The 20,311-nt window shown below is 73.7% G+C and carries 19 protein-coding genes; 12 read left to right on the top strand and 7 right to left on the bottom strand.

From position 1 onward, the window contains the following. Window positions 1-2 precede the first annotated feature (2 nt). From IMZ35_RS12420 to IMZ35_RS12430, 3 genes are all read left to right on the top strand, one after another. Entirely contained in the window at window positions 3-1,379 is a 1,377-nt protein-coding gene (locus IMZ35_RS12420; protein ID WP_199441181.1) for an APC family permease, read from the top strand. A 167-nt stretch (window positions 1,380-1,546) separates the two neighbouring features. After that, on the top strand, window positions 1,547-2,455 hold the full coding sequence (locus IMZ35_RS12425) for an aldose 1-epimerase family protein (RefSeq protein ID WP_199441182.1): 909 nt from the start codon (window positions 1,547-1,549) through the stop codon (window positions 2,453-2,455). A 29-nt stretch (window positions 2,456-2,484) separates the two neighbouring features. Further along, window positions 2,485-3,699 carry an amidohydrolase gene (locus tag IMZ35_RS12430; RefSeq protein ID WP_199441183.1) on the top strand — a complete coding sequence of 405 codons (1,215 nt, stop codon included), beginning with the start codon at window positions 2,485-2,487 and terminating at the stop codon, window positions 3,697-3,699. An 85-nt stretch (window positions 3,700-3,784) separates the two neighbouring features. Here IMZ35_RS12430 and IMZ35_RS12435 read toward each other — a convergent pair whose 3' ends face one another. Continuing rightward, window positions 3,785-4,927 (bottom strand): acyl-CoA dehydrogenase family protein, encoded by a 1,143-nt coding sequence (locus IMZ35_RS12435; protein ID WP_199441184.1) that lies wholly within the window; start codon window positions 4,925-4,927, stop codon window positions 3,785-3,787. Window positions 4,928-5,002: 75 nt separating this feature from the next. Here IMZ35_RS12435 and IMZ35_RS12440 point away from each other — a divergent pair, with 75 nt between their 5' ends. The 5 genes from IMZ35_RS12440 to IMZ35_RS31385 all read left to right on the top strand — a co-directional run bounded on the left by IMZ35_RS12440 (window position 5,003) and on the right by IMZ35_RS31385 (window position 10,455). Next, window positions 5,003-5,650, top strand: coding sequence for a TetR/AcrR family transcriptional regulator (locus IMZ35_RS12440; RefSeq protein ID WP_199441185.1), 648 nt, complete (start codon window positions 5,003-5,005; stop codon window positions 5,648-5,650). A gap of 49 nt (window positions 5,651-5,699) precedes the next feature. Further along, on the top strand, window positions 5,700-6,665 hold the full coding sequence (locus tag IMZ35_RS12445) for a carbohydrate kinase family protein (RefSeq protein ID WP_199441531.1): 966 nt from the start codon (window positions 5,700-5,702) through the stop codon (window positions 6,663-6,665). Window positions 6,666-7,058: 393 nt separating this feature from the next. Beyond that, window positions 7,059-8,372: a citrate synthase gene (locus IMZ35_RS12450; protein ID WP_199441186.1), complete on the top strand. Its 1,314-nt coding sequence runs from the start codon at window positions 7,059-7,061 to the stop codon at window positions 8,370-8,372. 311 nt (window positions 8,373-8,683) lie between these two features. Then, window positions 8,684-9,868 carry a globin domain-containing protein gene (locus tag IMZ35_RS31380; RefSeq protein ID WP_199441187.1) on the top strand — a complete coding sequence of 395 codons (1,185 nt, stop codon included), beginning with the start codon at window positions 8,684-8,686 and terminating at the stop codon, window positions 9,866-9,868. Between the two features lie 452 nt (window positions 9,869-10,320). Continuing rightward, complete coding sequence (locus tag IMZ35_RS31385) at window positions 10,321-10,455, top strand: hypothetical protein (protein WP_267877116.1); 135 nt, start codon at window positions 10,321-10,323, stop codon at window positions 10,453-10,455. Here IMZ35_RS31385 and IMZ35_RS12460 read toward each other — a convergent pair. After that, window positions 10,452-11,642 (bottom strand): ABC transporter permease, encoded by a 1,191-nt coding sequence (locus IMZ35_RS12460; protein ID WP_199441188.1) that lies wholly within the window; start codon window positions 11,640-11,642, stop codon window positions 10,452-10,454. The two genes, IMZ35_RS31385 and IMZ35_RS12460, sit on opposite strands and share 4 nt — an antisense overlap. Next, on the bottom strand, window positions 11,639-12,544 hold the full coding sequence (locus IMZ35_RS12465; protein WP_199441189.1) for an ABC transporter ATP-binding protein: 906 nt from the start codon (window positions 12,542-12,544) through the stop codon (window positions 11,639-11,641). Before IMZ35_RS12465 ends, IMZ35_RS12460 begins: the two co-directional genes overlap by 4 nt. 161 nt (window positions 12,545-12,705) lie before the next feature. Here IMZ35_RS12465 and IMZ35_RS12470 point away from each other — a divergent pair, with 161 nt between their 5' ends. The 3 genes from IMZ35_RS12470 to IMZ35_RS12480 are packed head-to-tail and all read left to right on the top strand — an operon-like array spanning window position 12,706 to window position 15,079. Further along, window positions 12,706-13,170 (top strand): YbaB/EbfC family nucleoid-associated protein, encoded by a 465-nt coding sequence (locus IMZ35_RS12470; RefSeq protein WP_229371736.1) that lies wholly within the window; start codon window positions 12,706-12,708, stop codon window positions 13,168-13,170. A gap of 14 nt (window positions 13,171-13,184) precedes the next feature. Further along, window positions 13,185-13,493, top strand: coding sequence for a hypothetical protein (locus IMZ35_RS12475; protein ID WP_199441190.1), 309 nt, complete (start codon window positions 13,185-13,187; stop codon window positions 13,491-13,493). After that, on the top strand, window positions 13,490-15,079 hold the full coding sequence (locus IMZ35_RS12480) for a WXG100 family type VII secretion target (RefSeq protein WP_199441191.1): 1,590 nt from the start codon (window positions 13,490-13,492) through the stop codon (window positions 15,077-15,079). Before IMZ35_RS12475 ends, IMZ35_RS12480 begins: the two co-directional genes overlap by 4 nt. Before the next feature lie 27 nt (window positions 15,080-15,106). Here IMZ35_RS12480 and IMZ35_RS12485 read toward each other — a convergent pair whose 3' ends face one another. Further along, a complete protein-coding gene (locus IMZ35_RS12485) occupies window positions 15,107-16,624 on the bottom strand; it encodes a glycerol-3-phosphate dehydrogenase/oxidase (protein WP_199441192.1) in 1,518 nt (505 codons plus the stop codon). Next, window positions 16,621-17,202, bottom strand: coding sequence for a TetR/AcrR family transcriptional regulator (locus IMZ35_RS12490; protein ID WP_199441193.1), 582 nt, complete (start codon window positions 17,200-17,202; stop codon window positions 16,621-16,623). The genes IMZ35_RS12485 and IMZ35_RS12490 overlap by 4 nt, the downstream gene beginning before the upstream one ends. 16 nt (window positions 17,203-17,218) lie before the next feature. On the opposite strand from IMZ35_RS12490, the gene IMZ35_RS12495 reads away from it, so the two are divergent. Continuing rightward, entirely contained in the window at window positions 17,219-18,835 is a 1,617-nt protein-coding gene (locus IMZ35_RS12495; RefSeq protein WP_199441194.1) for an FAD-binding oxidoreductase, read from the top strand. On the opposite strand, the gene IMZ35_RS12500 is transcribed toward IMZ35_RS12495, so the two are convergent. Both IMZ35_RS12500 and IMZ35_RS12505 read right to left on the bottom strand, forming a co-directional pair. Beyond that, complete coding sequence (locus tag IMZ35_RS12500) at window positions 18,828-19,844, bottom strand: NADP-dependent oxidoreductase (RefSeq protein WP_199441195.1); 1,017 nt, start codon at window positions 19,842-19,844, stop codon at window positions 18,828-18,830. The genes IMZ35_RS12495 and IMZ35_RS12500 overlap by 8 nt on opposite strands. Window positions 19,845-19,918: 74 nt before the next feature. Then, window positions 19,919-20,308, bottom strand: coding sequence for a hypothetical protein (locus tag IMZ35_RS12505; RefSeq protein ID WP_199441196.1), 390 nt, complete (start codon window positions 20,306-20,308; stop codon window positions 19,919-19,921). Window positions 20,309-20,311: the final 3 nt, after the last annotated feature.

The following is a 20,311-nucleotide window of genomic DNA, read 5'->3' on the forward strand; positions in this document are numbered from 1 at the left end:
GCATGGCGCAGGGGACGAACACGGGCGCGCAGCCCGAGCTGGACCGGGCCATCGGGCCGAAGCTGCTGTTGTTCTTCGTGATCGGCGACATCCTCGGGACCGGCGTGTACGCGCTGACCGGGAACGTCGCGGGCAAGATCGGCGGCGCGCTGTGGCTGCCCTTCCTCATCGCGTTCGCGGTCGCGTTCCTGACCGCGTTCAGCTACCTCGAACTCGTCGGCAAGTACCCGAGGGCGGCGGGCGCGGCGCTCTACGCGCACCGCGCGTTCAAGATCCGGTTCCTGACGTTCCTGGTGGCGTTCGCGGTCATGAGCTCCGGCGTCACGTCGGCGGCGTCGGCCGCCCTGGCCTTCGGCAGGACCTACCTCCAGTCGGTGGTGCGGGAGTTCTTCTCGGACACGTTCGCGGTCTCGTCCACGCTGGTGGCGATCCTGTTCGTCCTCGGGCTCGCGGTCGTGAACTTCCGCGGCGTGTCCGAGTCGGTGAGGACCAACGTCGTCCTGACCTGCATCGAGGTGTCCGGCCTGCTGATCGTCGTCGCGATCGGCGTCCACGCCGTCGCGACCGGTGACGGCGACGCGAGCCGCCTGACCCGGGTCGAGCCCGCGCAGGGACAGGGCACGCTGGTCGCGATCACCTCGGCCACGGCGCTCGCGTTCTTCGCGATGGTCGGGTTCGAGGACTCGGTCAACATGGCCGAGGAGTGCCGCGACCCGGTCCGGATCTTCCCGCGGGCGGTGCTGGTCGGCATGGGCGTCGCCGCGCTGATCTACGTGCTGGTGGCGATCACGTCGTCCCTGCTGGTCCCGGCCGACGAGCTGGCCGGTGCCGGCTCCGGCGCGCTGCTGAAGGTCGTCCAGGTCGGTGCGCCCGGTTTCCCGCTGTGGGTGTTCTCGCTGATCGGCCTGTTCGCGGTCGTCAACTCCGCGCTCATCAACATGCTGATGGCGAGCCGGCTGGTCTACGGCCTGGCGAACGAGCGGATCGTCCCGAGGGCGTTCGGCCTCGTGCACCCGTCCCGGCGCACGCCGTGGGTGTCGATCGTGTTCACGACCGGCGTCGCGGTGGTCCTGGTGTCGACGGTGGACATCGCGAAGCTCGGCGGCACCACGTCGCTGCTGCTGCTCGTCGTGTTCGCGATCGTCAACGTCGCCGTGCTCGTGCTGCGCCGGGAGCCCGCTGAGCACCGGCACTTCCGGGCGCCCACGATCGTGCCGGTGCTCGGCGCGCTGAGCTGCGCCTACCTGGCCAGTCCGCTGTCCGGGCGGCCCGGCGACGAGTACCGGATCGCGGGCTACCTGCTGCTGGCCGGGGTCGTGCTGTGGCTGATCAACCACGTCGCCCAGCGCAGGAGCCCTCCGTCGCTCCCCGAAGCCTGAATCGCCACGAGCCTCACCCGAACGCTCAACTCGCGGTGTCCGAACGCTCAACTCGCGGTGCCTGAACGCTCAACTCGCGTGTCGGTGGTGGGCGTGCAGGGGGCGCGGAGCACCTGGACCGCCTCGACGGAGGCGGGGCGGTCCGACACGGCACTAGGCTGACCGGCATGAACGTGCCCACCGGCGAGCAGCTGGTCATCACCGACGGCACGGCGCGCGCCGTGATCACCACCACCGGAGCCGGGCTGCGGTCCTACGAGACCGGCGGCGTGCCGTACACCGAGACGTTCGGCGAGGACGAGAAGCCGCCGATGGGCGCGGGCGCGGTGCTGGTGCCGTGGCCCAACCGGGTCACGGACGCGACCTGGACGTTCGACGGCGAGGTCCAGCACCTCGACGTGACGGAGGAGGCGCGCGGCAACGCCATCCACGGCCTGGTGCGGCACGCGGAGTGGACCGTCGTCGAGCACACCGGGTCGCTGGTGTCCCTGGAGGCGGGGATCGGGGCCGGTTCCGGCTGGCCGGTTCCGCTGCGCACCACGATCAGCTACGCGCTGGACGACAACGGGCTCACCGTGACCCACGGCGTGACGAACCTCGGCGAGAAGACCGTGCCGTTCGGCGTCGGCACCCACCCCTACGTCCGCGCCGGGAAGGCCGAGACCGACGACTGCGAGCTGACGCTGGCCGCGCGCACCGTGCTGCCGCTCGACCCCGAGCGCATGGTGCCGTCCGGTCCCGCGCGGGACGTAGCGGGCACCGAGCACGACTTCACGAGCCCGCGGTCGCTGCGCGGGGTCGAGCTGGACACGCCGTTCGGCGACTGCCGGCCGGGTGAGGACGGGCTGGTGCACCACGTGCTGCGCGGCGCGGACGGCGCCGTGGAGGTGTGGGCCGATCCGGAGTTCCGGTGGGTCCAGGTCTACACGCCGGGGAACTTCCCCGGTCGCGGCCGGGCCGTCGCGATCGAGCCCATGACGTGCCCGCCGGACGCGCTGAACTCGGGCGTGGACCTGCTGCACCTGGCACCGGGCGAGACCTGGGCCGGGCGCTGGGGCGTGCGCCCACTGGCGTGAACCGCGCCAGGTAGTTAGCCTGGCTAACCATGAATCTCGCAATCACGGGTGGGTACGTCGTCCCGGTCGAGGGAGATCCCGTCGACGGCGGCACGGTGCTGATCGAGGACGGCAAGATCGTCGCCGTGGGACGCGACGGCGAGGTGGACGTCCCCCCGGGCACCACCACCGTCGACGCGACCGGGAAGTGGGTGCTGCCCGGCTTCGTCGAGGCGCACGCGCACCTCGGCGTGCACGAGGAGGGCGAGGGCTGGGCCGGTCAGGACACCAACGAGATGACCGACCCCGTCGGCGCGCGGATGCGTGCGCTGGACGCCATCAACCCCGCCGACACCGGCTTCACCGACGCGCTGTCCGGCGGTGTCACGACCGCCGTCGTCAAGCCCGGCTCCGGCAACCCCGTCGGCGGGCAGACCGTCGCGGTGAAGTGCTGGGGCCGCACGGTCGACGAGATGCTCGTCCGCGAGCCGGTCAGCGTGAAGAGCGCGCTGGGCGAGAACCCCAAGCGCGTCTACGGCGACCAGAAGAAGCTGCCCTCCACGCGCCAGGGCGTCGCCGCCGTCATCCGCGACGCCTTCACGAAGGCGCAGGACTACAAGCGCAAGCGCGACGCCGCCGCGGCCGACGACAGCCCGTTCGACCGCGACAACACCCTGGAGGTCCTGGTCAGGGTGCTCGACGGCGAGCTGCCGTGGTGCCAGCACTGCCACCGCGCCGACGACATCGCCACGGCCCTGCGGCTGGCCGAGGAGTTCGGCTACCGGCTCGTGGTGAACCACGGCACCGAGGGCCACCTCGTCGCCGACCTGCTGGCCGAGCACGGCGTCCCCGTCATCGTCGGCCCGCTGTTCACCACCCGCTCCAAGGTCGAGCTGCGCGAGCGCTCGATGCGCACCCCCGGCGTCCTCGCCCGCGCGGGCGTCGAGGTGGCCATCATGACCGACCACCCGGTGGTGCCGATCCACTTCCTCGTGCACCAGGCGACGCTGGCGATGAAGGAGGGCCTGGACGCCGACACCGCGTTGCGGTCGATCACCGCGAACCCCGCCCGCATCCTCGGCCTGGACGACCGCGTGGGCTCGCTGAAGCCCGGCCTCGACGGCGACGTGGTGATCTGGTCCGGCGATCCGCTGGACGTGATGAGCCGCGCCCTGCGGGTCTTCGTGGACGGCCGCGAGGTCTACACCTTCGACGAGGCCACCGGGGTCGGCACGGCGGCGGACCCGTTCTACCGGGAGTCCTGAGTCAGCCGGCCGGGTCGCGCGGGTGGTGGCGCGCGGGTGGTGACGCGCGGCTGCGAGGGCGTGCTCGCCGGGGTCGGCGACGGTCCTACCGGCGCAGCTCCCGGCCGATGACGAGTCGCTGGATCTGGTTGGTGCCCTCGAAGATCTGGAGCACCTTCGCCTCCCGCATGTAGCGCTCCACGGGGAAGTCGCGGGTGTACCCGGCGCCGCCGAGGACCTGCACGGCGTCCGTCGTGACCCGCATGGCCGCGTCGGTCGCGACGAGCTTCGCGATCGACGCCTCCCGCCGGAACGGCAGCCCGCGGTCCCGGCGGCGTGCCGCGTCCAGGTAGGTGGCCCGCGCCGAGCCGACGGCGGCGGCCATGTCGGCGAGCAGGAACTCCAGTCCCTGGAAGTCGATGATCGACCGGCCGAACTGGGTGCGCTGCTTCGCGTACGCCACGGCCTCGTCCAGCGCGGCCTGCGCCAGGCCGACCGCGCACGCCGCGATGCCGAGCCGCCCGGAGTCCAGCGCGGACAGCGCGATCTTCAACCCGTCGCCCTCCGCGCCGATCAGCCGCTCGGCGGGCACGCGCGCGCCCTCGAACACCAGCTGCGTGGTGGTGGAGCCGGTCAGGCCCATCTTCCGCTCGGGCGGCGCGGCGGTGATGCCGGGCGTGCGACCGTCGGCGAGGAAGCAGGAGATGCCGCGCGAGCGGTCCTCGGAGGTGCGCGCCATCAGCGCGTAGAAGTCGGCCACGCCGCCGTGGGTGATCCACGCCTTGGTGCCGGTGACCACGTAGTCGTCGCCGTCGCGGACCGCGCGGGTGCTCAGCGCCGCCGCGTCGGACCCGGCGTGCGACTCCGACAGGGCGTACCCGCCGAGCAGCTGGCCCTCCAGCACCTCCGGCAGCCACCGCTCCCGCTGCTCCGGCGTGCCGAACGTCGCGAGGCCGTAGCTCGACATGACGTGCACGGACAGGCCGACCGCGACCGACATCCACGCGGAGGCGATCTCCTCCAGCACCTGGAGGTACACCTCGTAGGGCTGCTCACCGCCGCCGAAGCGCTCGGGGTAGGGCAGGCCGAGCAGGCCGCTGCGGCCCAGCAGCCGGAACACCTCGCGGGGGAAGCGCTCCTGCTCCTCGTGCTCCGCGGCCCGCGGGGCGAGCTCGTCGCGGGCGATCTCGCGGACGAGGGCGACGAGGTCGTGCGCCTCGGTGGTGGGGAGCAGGCGTTCGGCGGGCACGGGCGACCTCCGGTGAGTACTGGTACCAGTACTGTAGGACTACTTCCAGTACTGCGGCCAGTGGAGGAGGGCGCGATGACGCTGCCCCGCGCGACGTCGGAGGTCCGCACCCCGCCGACGGCCAGGCAGGTCGAGCTGCTGGCCGGGCTGGAGGAGCTGTTCCTGGCCGAGGGGTTCGCCCGCTTCACGCTGGACGACCTCGCCGCGCGCCTGCGCTGCTCCAAGTCGACGCTGTACTCGCTGGCAGCGAGCAAGGAGCAGCTGGCCGTGCGGGTCGTCGCGCACTACTTCAAGGCCACCGCCGAGCGCGTCGAGGCGCGCGTCGCCGACGTCGCCGACGTGCGCGAGCGGATCGGCGGCTACCTGTCCGGCGCGGCGGAGGAGCTGCGCCGCGCCTCGCCCCGCTTCATCGCCGACGTCGCCGAGTTCGCCCCCACCCGCAGCACCTACGAGCGCAACGCCCGCGCCGCCGCCGACCGCATCCGCGGCTTCGTCCAGCGGGGCGTCGACGACGGCGTGTTCCGCTACGTGCACGCCACGCTCGTCGCCGAGATGGCGGGCCTGCTCATCGAGGGCATCCAGACCGGTGTGCTCACCCGGCGTGCCGGGGTCACCGACGCGGAGGCGTTCGCCGGGCTGGCCGACCTGCTGCTGGGCGGCCTGGCGGAACCGGGCACGGCGCAGGGGCGGATCGGAGCGCGCGAGCGCCCCGCGGACGGGTAGTTTCTCGCCCGGACCCGGCGCGGCCGTGTCCTGGCGAGGGGAGGCGTTCGTGATCGTCGTGGCCGGTGAGGCTCTGGTCGACCTGGTTCCGTCGTCGGAGGTGAGCGGGGGCGGCCTGGCCGACCTCCAGCCGAGACCGGGCGGCGGGCCGTACAACGTGGCGGTCGCGGCCGGTCGCCTCGGGGCGCCCACGAGCTTCCTGTCCCGGATCTCCACCGACCTGTTCGGCGACGCGCTCGTGGACCGGCTGCACGCCTCCGGCGTCGCCTCCGGCCTGGTGCAGCGCGGCCCGGAGCCCACGACCCTCGCCGTGGTGGGCCTGGCGGCCGACGGGTCGGCCCGCTACTCGTTCTACGTCGAGGGCACCGCCGACCGGCGGGTGGCCGACCCCGGCGGGCTGGCCGACGACGTGCGCGCCGTGTCCTTCGGGACGCTGTCGATGGTGCTGGAGCCGGGCGCGAGCGTGTACGAGCGGGTGCTCGTGCGGGAGTGCGAGCGCGGCGCGCTGACCGTGCTCGACCCGAACGTCCGCGCGATGCTCATCACCGACCCGCTGGCCTACCGCGACCGCTTCGAGTCGTGGCTGCCGCACGTGGGGCTGCTGAAGGTGTCGGTGGAGGACGCGCGCTGGCTGGCCGACCTGCCGGAGGACGCGCCGGACGACGAGGTGCTCGACGTGGCCCGGCGGTGGCGCGCGGCCGGTCCGGCCGCCGTCGTGCTCACCAGGGGAGGCGACGGGCTCGTCGCGCTCACGGGGGACGGCGAGGTCGTGCGGGTGCCCCCGACGCCGGTGACCGTGGTGGACACGATCGGCGCGGGCGACACCGTGCAGGGCGCCCTGCTCGCCTGGCTGCACGAGCACGACGCGCTGTCCGCGAAGGCCGTCCGGGCACTGCGTCCGGCCGAGTGGGCGGAGGCGCTCGCCCACGCGGGCGCGGCGGCGGCGTTCACGTGCACCAGGGCGGGCGCGGAACCCCCCACCAGCGAGGAGCTGGCGGCCTTCCGGAGCAGGTGAGACGCGTCGCACGTCGTGATCCACGACACGGCCGCGTGCCGGTTCCCAGCCCCGATCGGGTGGGAATTCGCCCGGTGCGCCCCACCGCGCGGTTCGTGGCGCTGACCGGGCGATCCGGGGCGTCCGGCACCTCGCGCACGCACGCGCGCGAGGGCCGGGCACGTCCGCGGGGGCGTCCGGCGGGCGTGTGATACCGGTCCCACCTCGCAGAATCGGTTCACTCTGCTGCTGCGCTCGGCGTTCGGGGCCGACTAGCGTGGCAGGACTGACTGACAGGACCCCAACGGGGTGGTGCTGCGGTGCGGTCACCCAGATCCGCGTGCCGAGTGGCTCGGCCTGCACGAACCGGCCGAGCCGAGCTCTCCACCCCGTCCGAGCGTGAGAGGGACTTGAATGCCCGACGCGACGACTGCGCCGAACGACACCCGTACCGTCGCGCTGCGCCATGAGGGCGGAGAGCACGAGATGAACGTGGTGCCGGCCACCGAGGGTGCGCCCGGTATCGATCTCGGAAAACTTCTGGCCAAGACCGGACTCGTCACCCTCGACTCCGGCTTCGTCAACACCGCCTCCTGCTCCTCTGAGATCACCTACATCGACGGCGACGCGGGCATCCTGCGTTACCGCGGTTACCCGATCGAGCAGCTGGCCGAGCGCTCCAACTTCATCGAGGTCAGCTACCTGCTGATCTACGGCGAGTTGCCGACGCAGGCCCAACTGGAGGACTTCTCCTCCAAGATCAGCAGGCACACCCTGCTGCACGAGGACCTGAAGCGCTTCTTCGACGGCTTCCCCCGCGACGCGCACCCGATGCCGGTGCTGTCCTCCGCGGTGTCCGCGCTGTCCACGTTCTACCAGGACAGCCTCAGCCCGTTCGACGCCAACCAGGTCGAGATCTCCACCATCCGCCTCCTGGCGAAGGTGCCGACGATCGCGGCCTACGCGTACAAGAAGTCCGTGGGGCAGCCGTTCCTCTACCCGGACAACTCCCTGGGCCTGGTCGAGAACTTCCTGCGGATGACCTTCGGGTTCCCCGCGGAGCCCTACGACCTCGACCCGGACCTGGTGAAGGCCCTGGACCTGCTGTTCATCCTGCACGCCGACCACGAGCAGAACTGCTCCACGTCGACCGTGCGCCTGGTGGGCTCGTCCGAGGCGAACCTCTTCGCGAGCGTCTCCGCGGGCGTCAACGCCCTGTTCGGCCCGCTGCACGGCGGCGCTAACAGCGCGGTTCTGGACATGCTGGAGAAGATCCGCAGCGAGGGCGGCGACGTCGCGGCGTTCGTGCGGAAGGTCAAGAACAAGGAGGACGGCGTCCGCCTGATGGGCTTCGGCCACCGGGTCTACAAGAACTACGACCCGCGCGCCGCGATCATCAAGAAGACCGCCGACGAGATCCTCACCAAGCTGGGCGCGTCCGACGAGCTGCTGGACATCGCCAAGAAGCTGGAGGAGACGGCCCTCGCGGACGACTACTTCATCGAGCGCAAGCTGTACCCGAACGTGGACTTCTACACCGGCCTGATCTACCGGGCGATGGGCTTCCCCACGAAGTTCTTCACGGTGCTGTTCGCGCTCGGTCGTCTGCCCGGCTGGATCGCCCACTGGCGCGAGATGATCCAGGACCCGGCCACCAAGATCGGCCGTCCGCGGCAGATCTACGTCGGCCCGGCCGAGCGCGACTTCATCGCGATGGAGAGCCGCTGAGCTAGCGCCTCCGCACCACCCGTCCGCCCCGGTTCTGGCCCCGTGCCGGTGCCGGGGCGGTGTCGTGTCCGTCCACTCGCGACTCCCGCTTCGGTCCTCTGTGGATCGAGCGGCCGCATTCCGGGTGACGGGTGGCACGCCGGACGGGCCGGCCGCGCGCACGAGGCGGAACCCGTTGGGCCACGACGCTCAGCGCTGCCCACCCGGCTGGCCGAACTGCGCGCGCAGGCGGGCACGACTCGCCCCGGGGTGTGGGCGTGGGGCGTGATCGGGGGGAGCATCGGGGGTCCACCGATCTCCCGGGGGTCGCCATGCTCTCCACCTCCTCGGCCGCCGTGGTCCGAGCCACGCTGCCCGCCGTGCGCGCCCACGCTGACGCCATCTCCACGACCCTGCACGCCTCGGTCCTCGCCGAGACACCCGTGCCGGGGGGCGTGTTCAACGGCGGCAACGACTCCACCGGCGCGCAGTCGCGCGCGCTGGCCGCGGTGGTCGTCGCGTTCGCCGACCACCTGCTCGGCGGCGCGCGGGTGCCCATCGGCACCGTCCTGGAGCGGGTCGCGCACAAGCACGCGTCACTGGGCGTGCTGCCCGAGCGGTACGCGGCCGTGGGCAAGCACCTGGTGCGCGCGGTGCACGACGTGCTGGGCGACGCCGTGACACCGGCGGTCGCGGCGGCCTGGGAGGAGCTGTACCTGGTGCTCGCCACCCGGATGCGCGAGGTGGAGGCCGTGCTGTACCGGGACGCGGGCGTCGACCCGCGGCACCCGGTGACGCCGTGGCGGGTGACGCACCGGAACGCGGAGGCGGAGGACGCGGTGTCGCTCCTGCTCACGCCCGCCGACGACACGCCACCGCCCGATCACCGGGCGGGGCAGTACGTGACGGTCGTCGTCGACCTGCCGGACGCCGGGCGGCAGGCCAGGCAGTACTCGCTGTCGTGCGCGCCGGGGCACTCCTCGACGCGGATCACGGTGCGCCGGGCGCGCGGCGCGGCCGGCGCACCGGACGGACTGGTCTCCACGCACCTGTGCGACCGGGTGCGCGAGGGCGACCTGCTGGACATCAGCCACCCGTTCGGCGAGTTCGTGCCGGGACCGGCCGGCGGGCCGCTGGTCCTGGTGAGCGCGGGCATCGGCGTCACGCCGATCGCGGCGGTCGTGGAGCACCTCGCGGACGCCGGGTCACGCCGCCCGGTGATCGCGGTGCACGCCGACCGCAATCCGCAGCGGCACGTCCTGCGCGAGCACGTGCTGCACCACGGGACGCGGCTGGAGTCCTTCCGGCAGTGGAACTTCTACGAGAGCGGGGCGACCGGCGCGGTGCTGGGACGCGTGCGCACGGCGGAGATCCCGGTCCCGCCGGGCGCGTCGGCCTACCTGTGCGGCCCGCCGGGGTTCGTCCGCGAGGTGGGCGACGACCTGGTGCGCCGGGGCGTCGCGGCGCACCGGGTCCACCGCGAGGTGCTCGGCCCGGAACTGGTGGAGATCGCCTAGCGGATCGTCGTGCCCGGATAGTCGACGCAGCCGGGGACGACCGCGCCGACGAGGGCCGATCCGCCGCCGGACGGCCCCCGCGCCGACCGTCGACCGCCCGCCACGACTCGGTGCGGACAGCTCGTCGCGGCTCACACGTCCAGCGCAGGCGCCAGCACCCTGGTCGGGGAGATCTCCGGGACGAGGACGACGGCGTCGTAGGCGTCGCGCAGCGAGCGCACCTCGTGGTAGTGCTCGCCGTCGCGGGTCGCGCTCCGCCGCCGGGCCGCAGGTCCGCGTCCGGCGGCAGCACGATCTCGGCGAGGTCCACGACGCGGGTGCGGACGTCGCCGGGCACCTGCGCCACCACCCAGTCCGCGACGGCCCGCCCGATCCGCTGCTCCCGCACGCTCGCGACCACGACGACCAGTTCCAGTTGTTCGCTCATGCCGAGCACACTGCGGGGTGAACCTTTGTCGAGGTCGAGCCGCTACCGTGGCGGCACGACCTCGGCCATCGCGTTGACCGTCGGCGACGTCGCCCGCGCCGCGGGCGTCGCCCCCTCGGCCGTCCGGTTCTACGTGTCGGAGGTCCGTGTCACGGCCTAGGCGCGCAGGGCGTCGCGCAGCTTCACCCTCGCTCCGGCGCGCAGCACGGCGTTGCCGTACACCCGCCCGCCGATCCAGGTGATCAGCGCGATGGCGGCCAGCGCCAGGACGACCGCCAGTCCCACCTGCCAGAGGGGTGCGACGCCCATCGCCATGCGGCTCGGCATGAGCAGCGGGGCGAACGGCGGCAGCACCGACATCACGGCGACGGTCGTGCCGTCGGGGTCCTGGCCGAGCAGGCCGACACCCGCGACGAACGCGACGACGATGACCGTGTTGATCGGCATGACCACCGCCTGGAGCTCCTCCTGCCGCGACACGAGCGCCCCCGCGGCGGCGAACACCGTGGCGTAGAGGAAGAAGCCGAGCAGGTACCACACGACACCCGTGACGAGGCTGGTGCCGGCCACGGAGACCCCGTCCAGCACGCCGCTCACCGCAGCGACGACGAGCCCGACGCCGGCGAGGACCACGAACTGCAGCAGTCCGACCGCGCCGAGCCCGAGAACCTTGCCGAGCAGGAGCTGCCACGGTCGCAGCGTCGCCAGCAGCACCTCCACGACGCGGCTGGACTTCTCCTCCACGACGCCCTGGGCGACCATCGTGCCGTAGACGAGCAGCGAGTAGTACAGCAGCGCGGCGACGACGAGACCCACGGCGAACCGCTGCCCGCGCTGGTCGTCCCGCGGCTCCAGCGCCGTCACCTCGGCCCCCGCGTCGGCGAGGTTGCGGGCGACCACGGCCGGGTCGAGCCCGCCCTCGGCGAGCTGCGCGTCGAGGGCCTGCTGCTTCACGACGGCGTCGAGCGAGTTGCGCAGCGCGTCGCCCAGCGAGTCCTTCACGACCACGCGCAGCGCGTCGGGGGCGCCGGTGATCAGGGCGTCGAGATCGCCGTCGCGCACCTGCTGCTCGGCCGCGGCGACGTCGGTGACGTCGCTGGTCTCCACGGTCTCGCCGAACGCCGCGGCGGTCTGCCGCAGCGGGTCGGCGAGCACCGTCGCCTGCCCGCTGAACGCCACGGTGCTGGTGCTGTTGCTGGTGATCAGCGTCGCCTGGAACACCCCGTAGGCGCCCAGGAGGACCAGCACGACCAGCGTGCCGAGGACGAACGCCCTCGTGCGGACCCGGCCGAGGAACTCCCGCCTGGCCACCAGGAAGACGGCCCTGCGGGGGCTGAGCTGGCTCATGCGGAACGCTCCTCGGACACGACGTTGCGGAACAGCTCGGTGAGCGAGGACCGGCGGCGGCTGAACTCCCGCACCGGGCCGGTGGCGAGCGCGGCCCGCAGCACCGCCTGGTCGTCGGCGTCCGGATCGAGGTCCAGCACGGTCCGCGCGCCGCCGCTCTCCACGACGCGCACGCCGGGCACGCCGTCGGCCCAGCCGGGCGTCGCGTCCGGCGCCTCCACGACCAGCTGGGTCCCGCTGCGCAGCTCGTCCACGGTCCCGCAGGCCACCAGCGAACCGGCGCGGACGATGCCCACGCGGTCGCACAGCCGTTCCACCAGGTCGAGCTGGTGGCTGGAGAACACCACCGGCACACCGCTCGCGGCCTTCTCGCGCAGCACCTGGCTCATCACGTCCACCGCCACCGGGTCGAGCCCCGAGAACGGCTCGTCCAGCACCAGCACGTCCGGCTCGTGCACCAGGGCCGCGGCGAGCTGCACGCGCTGCTGGTTGCCGAGGCTGAGCTTCTGCACCTCGTCGCCGCGCCGGTCGCGCAGACCGAGGCGGGCGATCCACGTCTCCGCGGAGCGGTGGGCGTCGCCGGTGGACAGGCCGTGCAGCTCGGCGAGGTAGACCAGTTGCTCCAGCACCTTCATCTTCGGGTACAGGCCGCGTTCCTCCGGCATGTACCCGATGCGCTGCCTGGTCTCGAAGGTGATCGGCGCGCCGTCCCACCTGACCTCGCCGGAGTCGGCGGCGAGCACGCCCAGCGCGATGCGCATGGTCGTGGTCTTGCCGGCGCCGTTGCTGCCGACGAACCCGAAGAGCTCACCGGCCCGGACGTCGAAGGTCATGTCCTGGAGTGCGACGACGTCCCCGTAGCACTTGGAGACGCGGTCGATCTCCAGCACCCCCTGAGCCACGACTGTCTCCTCTTCGTCGTTGCCGCGGGCGAGACCCGACGCGGCCGAACGGACGCATCACCGCTCACGAGCACCCGGAACGCCCGATCGGAGTGAAACGATACGTGCCCCGGAACCGAATCAGATCGGCGACGGTCCAACCGTCACGGGTGCGACACCCGATGCTGACCCAGGGGGTGACGATGCAGCCCGACCAGTGGCTCGCGCAGTACGGCGAGACCGTGAACGCGGCCAAGCGGAGGGCCGAGCAGGCCGAGGCGCAGTTGGGAGAGGTGGGCGGCAGCGCGTCCAGCGACGACGGGCTGATCACGGTGTCGGTCAACGCGTCGGGAGCGCTGACGAACCTCGTCCTGCGCCCCGGTGTGCGGGGCCTCGACCCCGAGGACGTGGCGACCGCGATCCTCGCCACCGCGACGAAGGCGCAGCGCACGGCGTCGGGCCGCGTGGTGGAGATCGTGCAGGAGTTCGTCGGCGACGGGCCCGCGCTCGACTTCGTCAAGACGCAGATGCCGCACGGCTATTCGGGTGACGGCACCGACGTGGCGGAACCGGCGCCGGAGCTCCAGCGTCGGGACACCAGGCCCGACGACGAGTACTTCACCGATCCGCCGGAAGTCATGGGCTGAGGAGGGGCAGGGCGATGAGCAGCTCGTTCACCGTGAACACGGCACAGATCAGGGAGCACGCGACGACCGTCGCGGAACTGGCCGAGAGGACGCGCCGGGCCACCGAGACGGCCGATCCGTCCCTGTCCAGCAACGCCTTCGGACTCTTCGGCGGCTTCCTCGCCGAGTTCGTCCTGAGGACGGCGGGAGGGTGCCAGGACGTCCTGGGCGCCGCGGCGGGCACCGTCGAGGACATGCGCACGGGCCTGGACAACGTGGTGCGGACCTACGAGGCGCTCGACGGCAAGCACGGCGCCGGGTTCGCGCGGACGGTGACCTCGTGACGACCGCGCAGGCCGCGCCGAACCGCGACCCCGCCCACCTGATCAACGACGTCAAGGGCACGGTCGCCGCCGTGGAGCGCGGTGACTGGGTCGCCGCCGGGGTCGGCATCACCAACACGGCCATGAGCGTCGTGGGCCTCGCGACCAACCCGCTCGGCGGTCTCGTCTCCGCGGGCTTCAGCTGGGCGGTGCAGCACGTCGACTTCCTCAAGGAGCCGTTCGACGTCCTGCTGGGAGACCCGGACGCCGTCGCGACGATGGCGCGGAACTGGAAGTCGGCCGGGACGCAGCTCGCGTCGATCGCGGCGGACTACCGCACCTGCTCGGTGCGGCAGACGTCGTCGTGGACCGGGCAAGCGGCGGACAACTACCGCGCCGCGAGCGCGAACCACGCCGGTGGGCTGGAGACGCTGGCCAGGGCCACGACCGGCATGGCGGGCGCGGTCGAGGGCGCCGGTCAGCTCGTGGCCGCCGTGCGCAAGGTGATCATGGACCTGATCGGCGACGCCGTGACCTCCATGGTGATGTCGATCGTCCAGTGGTTGTCGGTGTCCTGGCTGACGTTCGGCGCGTCGATCGCCAAGGCGATCGTCGACGTCGTCCAGAAGGCCGTGAGCACCGCGCAGAAGCTCGCCGAGAAGCTGAGCAAGCTCGCGTCGTCGTTGCAGAAGCTGATCTCCCTGGTGCAGAAGGTCGCGCAGATCGTGCAGACCGCGAAGCAGCTCGTGGACACCCTGACGGCGAAGACGAAGCAGGCCCCGGTCGTGTCCGGCGGTGGGCTCGCGCCCGCACCCGGCACCGGGCTGACCTCCAGCGGCGGACGGATCGACTCCTACACCGGGCGGCACACCGCCACCGGGGTCCGGCCCGCGACGGACACCGGTGGCCACTGGGTGCCGGGGCACTGGGAGCCGGGGTACACGCCGCCGCGCTCGTCCGCGGGAGCGCCGCCGCCCCCCGGTCGGCACGGGTCGTCCGGCGTGCGGCCGGGGCCGAGGTACACCCCGCCGTCGGTCCCGCGCGGCGCCTGGACCACCACCGGTTCGCTGGACGACACGGACACGTCGTCGTTCTCCTCCCGCGCCGCCGCCCTCCCCGGCGCACCGTCCGATGTGGACCACCGCGGCGCCTTCTCGGGCGGTGGCGGTGGTTCGGGTGCCGGTTTCTCCGCCGCGGGCCTCTCCGGCGGCGGTTCCTCCGGTGCCGTCGCGTTCGGCGGTGACCCCGGAGTCGATGGCGGTGGCGCCGGAGCCGGAGCCGGTGGCAGCGGCGGTGCGGTCGGTGGCAGCGGCGGTGGAGTCGGCGGCGGTGGCGGTGGAACGCCCGGCCCCGCGTTGGCTCCCGGCGGCGCGAGCGGCGTCGTGCCGACGTCGTCCGCCGTCGCGGGTGCTCCGGTCGGCGTGCCCGGCGCGGGCGGCGGCAGCGGCCCCGGTGCGGGTACCGGTGGCGCGGGCATGATGGGCGGCGCACCGATGACGGGCGCGGGCGCCCAGGGCGACGCCAAGGAGCACCAGCGCAAGGTCCGCATCGAGGGTCAGCAGGCCGAGGACGTGCCCAGGGCCGCCAAGCCCGTCATCGGCGAGTAGCGGTGCCGCACGGGTGGGGCGACCGCCTCACCCGTGCAGACCCGCCAGCGTCCGGGTGACGAGGTCGGTCACGGCGGGCTCGGCCGCCGCCCGCTCGGCGGGGACGAGTCCCACCCTGGTGCGCCGGTCGAGCACGTCGCCGGCGTTCAGCGCGCCCTCGTGCCGCACCGCCCACACCACCTCGGCCGCCGTGATCTCCCCGGCGACCGGCTCGGCCAGCTCCGGGTCGAGGTCGCCCAGCGCCGCGATCCGGTCGGCCTCCACGCCGTAGCGCGCGGTCAGCCGCGCCGGGGTGTCCGGTCCGGCGGGGGTGCCCGCGCCGACCAGGGGCAGGTCGGCCGTGCGGGAGGGGCCTGCGGCGAGCCCGCGCTCCCGGATCGCCGTGTCGACGGCGTCCGCCGCCATCCGCCGGTAGGTCGTGAGCTTGCCGCCGATCACGGTGATCACGCCGTTCGCCCCCGTCAGCACGGCGTGCTCGCGGGACAGGTCGGCCGTGCTCCCGCCGGGCACGTCGACCAGCGGCCGGAGCCCGGCGAAGCCGCCGATCACGTCGGCGGGCGACAACGGCCGCCGCAGGACGGACGACGCCACGCCGAGCAGGAAGTCCGCGTCGGCCCGCGGCACCTCCGGCACGTCCGGGACCGGCCCGTCCACCGGCTCGTCGGTCAGTCCGAGGTAGACGCGGCCGTCGAGCTGCGGCAGGAGGAGCACGTAGCTGTTGGGCCGCTCCGGCACCGGGATCGTCAGCGCCGTCCCGCTCAGCCCGACCGTCCCGGCGTCCAGCACCAGGTGCGACCCGCGCGACGGCCGCAGCCGCACGTCCTCGGCCAGCTCGCCCGCCCACACGCCGGTGGCGTTGACGACCGCCCGCGCCCGCACCTCGAAGTCCTCGCCGCCGATCTCGTCGACGACGTGCGCCCCGCCCCGGTGCAGCGCGGTGACCCGCGTCCGGGTCAGCACGCGCGCCCCGAACCCGGCCGCCGTGCGGGCCAGCGCCACGACCAGCCGAGCGTCGTCCACGAGCTGGCCGTCGAAGCTGAGCAGGCCGCCGCTCAGCCCGGCGCGGCGCAGTCCGGGGACGAGGGCCACCGCCTCGGCCGCCGGGACCCGGCGCGGGCCGGGCAGCACGCTCGACGGCGTCCGCGCGGCGCGGCGCAGCGCGTCACCGGCGCGCAGCCCGGCCAGTACCAGCCTGCCCCGGTCGGCGCCGTGCAGGGGGACGAGCTGCGGCAGCGCCCGCACCAGGTGCGGGGCCGTGCGGGTCATCAGCACCCCGCGTTCCACGGCGCTCTCCCGCGCCAGCCCCACCGCGCCGTGCGCCAGGTAGCGCAGGCCGCCGTGGACGAGCTTGCTGGACCAGCGGGACGTGCCGAACGCGAGGTCGCGCGACTCCAGCAGGCACACCGACAGGCCGCGGGAGGCCGCGTCGAGCGCGACGCCGGTCCCGGTGACCCCGCCGCCGACGACGAGCAGGTCCACCACCTCGCCGTCCGCGACGGCCGTCAGGTCCCGCGCGCGGCGGGCGGAGTTCAGCGAGGTCTTCACAGGTCCTCCAGGGGACGCAGCGCGGCGTCCAGGTGCAGGCGCAGCTCGGCGAGCAGGGCGGAGAAGGCGATCCCGGTCGTGGCCGGGCGCGCGGAGAGCACCATCGACTGGGTGATCAGCAGGACGAGCCTGGCCTGAACGAGGGCGTCGCCGGGCCGGATCGAGGCGTCGTCGTGACCCGCGCGGACCTCGGCGACGAGGAACTCCTCCACCAGCCGTTGCACGCTGCCCAGCCGTTCGACGAGGTAGGGCAGCACCAGGTCGGCGTCCAGCCGCAGCACGCGCTGCATCAGCGGATCGGCGGCCAGCAGCTCCACCCCGGCGGCGGCGCGGGCGACCAACCGCTCCCGCGCGGTGCCGCCCGAGCCGTCCACCCGGCCGAGCAGCGCGGTGAACTCCCTGGTCATGAGCGAGGTCACGAGCCGCCGCACGTCGGGGAAGCGCCGGTAGAGCGTCATCCGGCTCACCCCGGCGCGCTTGGCCACGTCGGTGAGCGTCGTGCGCCGGACCCCCACCTCCAGGACGCAGTCGCGGGCGGCGTCCAGCAGCGCGTCATCCGTGTGACGTTGAGACGTCATGTGTAACACTGTAGCGGTGGACGAGCGCATCGAGCACACCCTGCGCGGCGCGTGGACGCCCTCCACCGCCCCGCTGCCGCCGCACGCGCTGGCCTGGCTGGGCACCAGGACCGGGCTGGGCGCCACCGGCACGCCGCGCAGCGCTCCCGGCGCGCCGGAACCGGCCCTGCCCGCCGCCGCGCGAGCCGCGCTCACCGCCGTCGCGGGGGAGGAGCACGTGCTGCTCGACGGGCCGTCGCGGCTCGGCAGGGCGGGCGGGCTGTCCTACCTGGACCTGCTGCGGCACCGGGGCATCGGTGCGCCGGCCGTGCCCGACGCCGTCGTGCTGCCCGCGGACCCCGAGCAGGTGACGGCCGTCCTGCGGGTGTGCGCCGAGCACGACGTCGCCGTGGTGCCCTTCGGCGGCGGCACGTCCGTCGTCGGCGGGGTGACGGCGCTGCGCGGCGGCCGGGTCGCGGTGGTCGCGCTCGACCTCGTGCGGCTGGACCGGCTCGTCTCCGTCGACGCCGTGTCCCGCACCGCCGTGCTCCAGGCGGGGGTGCGCGGGCCCGACGCCGAACGGCTGCTCGCCGCCCACGGCTTCACCCTCGGCCACGTGCCGCAGTCCTTCGAGCGCGCCACCGTCGGCGGGTTCGCCGCGACCCGCTCCGCCGGGCAGGCGTCCTCGGGGTACGGGCGCTTCGAGGACCTGGTGGAGGGCGTGCGGGTCGCGACGCCGGTCGGGGAGTGGCGGCTCGGCACGGCCCCCGCGTCGGCGGCCGGACCCGACCTGCGGCACCTCGTCCTGGGCAGCGAGGGGGCGTTCGGCGTGCTCACCGAGGTCACCGTGCGCGTGCGCCCGCTGCCCGTCGCCACCCGCTTCGAGGGCGTCGTCGTGGACGGCTGGGAGGCGGGCGCGGCGCTGGTCCGCGACCTCGCGCAGGGGCGCGTGCTCGCCGACGTCACCCGGCTGTCCGACGAGGACGAGACGACGGTGTCGCTCGCGCTGTCCGGCGGGCGGCGCGCGGACGTCCTGCGCGGGTACCTGCGGGCGCGCGGCGTGCGCCGCCCGTGCCTGCTGGTCCTCGGCTGGGAGGCGGCGTCGGCGCGCGAACTGGCGCGCAGGCGCAGGGCCACCCGCGCCGTGCTGCGCGGGCGCGGCGTCGTGCGGCTGGGGCGGGCGCTCGGGGAGGCGTGGCGGCACGGCCGGTTCGCCGGTCCCCGCCAGCGCGACGCCCTGCTCGACGCCGGGACGTGCGTGGAGACCCTGGAGACCGCGGCGCACTGGTCGCGGCTGGACGCGCTGAGGACCGCCGTGCGCGACGCGCTGACCGGCGCGCTCGGCGACCCGGTGGTGATGTGCCACGTCTCGCACGCCTACGAGACGGGCGCGTCGCTGTACTTCACCGTGCTCGCCCCGCGCGACGCCGCCGATCCCGTCGGCCAGTGGGAGCGGGCCAAGGCCGCCGCGAGCGAGGCGATCAGCGGCCTCGGCACCATCACCCACCACCACGCCGTGGGGACCGACCACGCCCCGCACCTGGCGGGGGAGGTCGGGACGATCGGCGTGGACGTGCTGCGCGCGGTGAAGCGCGTGGTCGACCCGGCCGGGATCTGCAACCCCGGCAAGCTGCTGGGGCCGACGGTCAGCTGAGCCGGACCAGCATCTTCCCGCGGTTCGCGCCGCGCATCATGTCGAGGAAGGCGCGCGGGGCCTCGCGCACGCCGCCGTCCACGACGGTCTCGGTGTGCTTCAGCTCGCCCGACGCGAGCCAGCCGCCGACCTCCTGGAGGAACCGCGGCCGCAGCGCGATGTGGTCGGAGGCGATCATCCCGTGCAGGCGCAAGCGCTTGCCGATCGCCAGGGCCAGGTTGCGGACGCCGGTCGGCCGGCCCTGCTCGTTGTACTGCGAGATGGCGCCGCAGAGCACGACCCTGCCGTCGTTGTTCATCAGGTCGATCGCGGCCTCCAGGTGCTCGCCGCCGACGTTGTCGAAGTACAGGTCGATCCCGTCGGGGGCGGCCGCCGCGAGCTGCTCGCGCACCGGGCCGTCCTTGTAGTCGAACGCCGCGTCGAAGCCCAGGTCGTCCACGAGGTGCGCCACCTTCTCGGCGGACCCGGCGCTGCCGATGACCTTGGACGCGCCGCGCAGCCGCGCGATCTGGCCGACGACCGCGCCCACCGCCCCGGCCGCGCCGGAGACGAACACGACGTCGCCCTCGCGGAACTCGCCGACCTCCAGCAGGCCCGCGTAGGCGGTCAGGCCGGTCATGCCGAGCGCGCCCAGGTAGGCGGTGAGGGGAGCGGCGTCCGGGTCGACCTTCACCGCGCGGGCCGCGTCGAGCACGCCGTACTCGCGCCAGCCCAGACCGTGCAGCACGGTGTCGCCGACCTCGAAGCCCTCGGCGTTCGAGATGACGACCTCGCCGACCGCGCCGCCCTCCAGCGCCACGCCGAGCTCGAACGGCGGCACGTAGGACTTCGTGTCGTTCATCCGGCCCCGCATGTAGGGGTCGACGCTCATGACGAGGTTGCGCACGACGATCTGGCCGTCACCGGGCCGGGGCACCGGCACCTCCACGACCTCGAAGTTCTCCTCCGTCGGCCAGCCCTGCGGGCGTGACGCGAGACGGACCTCCAGGGCGCTGCTGGGCACGGTCATCGGTGACCTCGGCTCTCATTACGAAACTAACGGGTGTCGAAACGTGCAACAGACGGTGCCCTCCCGATGTTCCCTCAGGTCCGGCGACGCCGCACGACTCCCATCCACAGCCCGGCCACCGCTCCGCCGAAGAACAGCACCGACGACACGGTCTCCCGCTCGCTCACCCCGCGCTCGCACACGTCCACGTAGGTCAGCAGCTCGGTGCGGTTCAGCTCGGGCACGTCGCCGGCGATGCGCGGGGTCTCCACCCCGCCGATCACCGAGCCGCACGACACGTCGGACGACCGCGTCACGTCCGGTCCGGCCACGTGCACCGGCACGAGCGCCAGCACCAGGCCGATCAGCAGCGCGGTCACGGCGGCCAGCGCGAAGAACGTGGCCGGGCGCAGCGTCACGGCGGCGAGCGGGTCGGTCTCGTCGGCGGGGCCGGGGACAGCGGGGGTGGGATCGTCGGGTGTCACGCC

The organism is Umezawaea beigongshangensis (assembly GCF_016464305.1).
Taxonomy (GTDB): Bacteria; Actinomycetota; Actinomycetes; order Mycobacteriales; family Pseudonocardiaceae; genus Umezawaea_A; species Umezawaea_A beigongshangensis.

Coding starts and splice junctions, on each gene's coding strand:
- IMZ35_RS12420 (WP_199441181.1), top strand. CDS start 3: ATGGCGCAGGGGACGAACACGGGCGCGCAGCCCGAGCTGGACCGGGCC.
- IMZ35_RS12425 (WP_199441182.1), top strand. CDS start 1,547: ATGAACGTGCCCACCGGCGAGCAGCTGGTCATCACCGACGGCACGGCG.
- IMZ35_RS12430 (WP_199441183.1), top strand. CDS start 2,485: ATGAATCTCGCAATCACGGGTGGGTACGTCGTCCCGGTCGAGGGAGAT.
- IMZ35_RS12440 (WP_199441185.1), top strand. CDS start 5,003: ATGACGCTGCCCCGCGCGACGTCGGAGGTCCGCACCCCGCCGACGGCC.
- IMZ35_RS12450 (WP_199441186.1), top strand. CDS start 7,059: ATGCCCGACGCGACGACTGCGCCGAACGACACCCGTACCGTCGCGCTG.
- IMZ35_RS31380 (WP_199441187.1), top strand. CDS start 8,684: ATGCTCTCCACCTCCTCGGCCGCCGTGGTCCGAGCCACGCTGCCCGCC.
- IMZ35_RS12460 (WP_199441188.1), bottom strand. CDS start 11,642: ATGAGCCAGCTCAGCCCCCGCAGGGCCGTCTTCCTGGTGGCCAGGCGG.
- IMZ35_RS12470 (WP_229371736.1), top strand. CDS start 12,706: ATGCTGACCCAGGGGGTGACGATGCAGCCCGACCAGTGGCTCGCGCAG.
- IMZ35_RS12475 (WP_199441190.1), top strand. CDS start 13,185: ATGAGCAGCTCGTTCACCGTGAACACGGCACAGATCAGGGAGCACGCG.
- IMZ35_RS12490 (WP_199441193.1), bottom strand. CDS start 17,202: ATGACGTCTCAACGTCACACGGATGACGCGCTGCTGGACGCCGCCCGC.
- IMZ35_RS12500 (WP_199441195.1), bottom strand. CDS start 19,844: ATGACCGTGCCCAGCAGCGCCCTGGAGGTCCGTCTCGCGTCACGCCCG.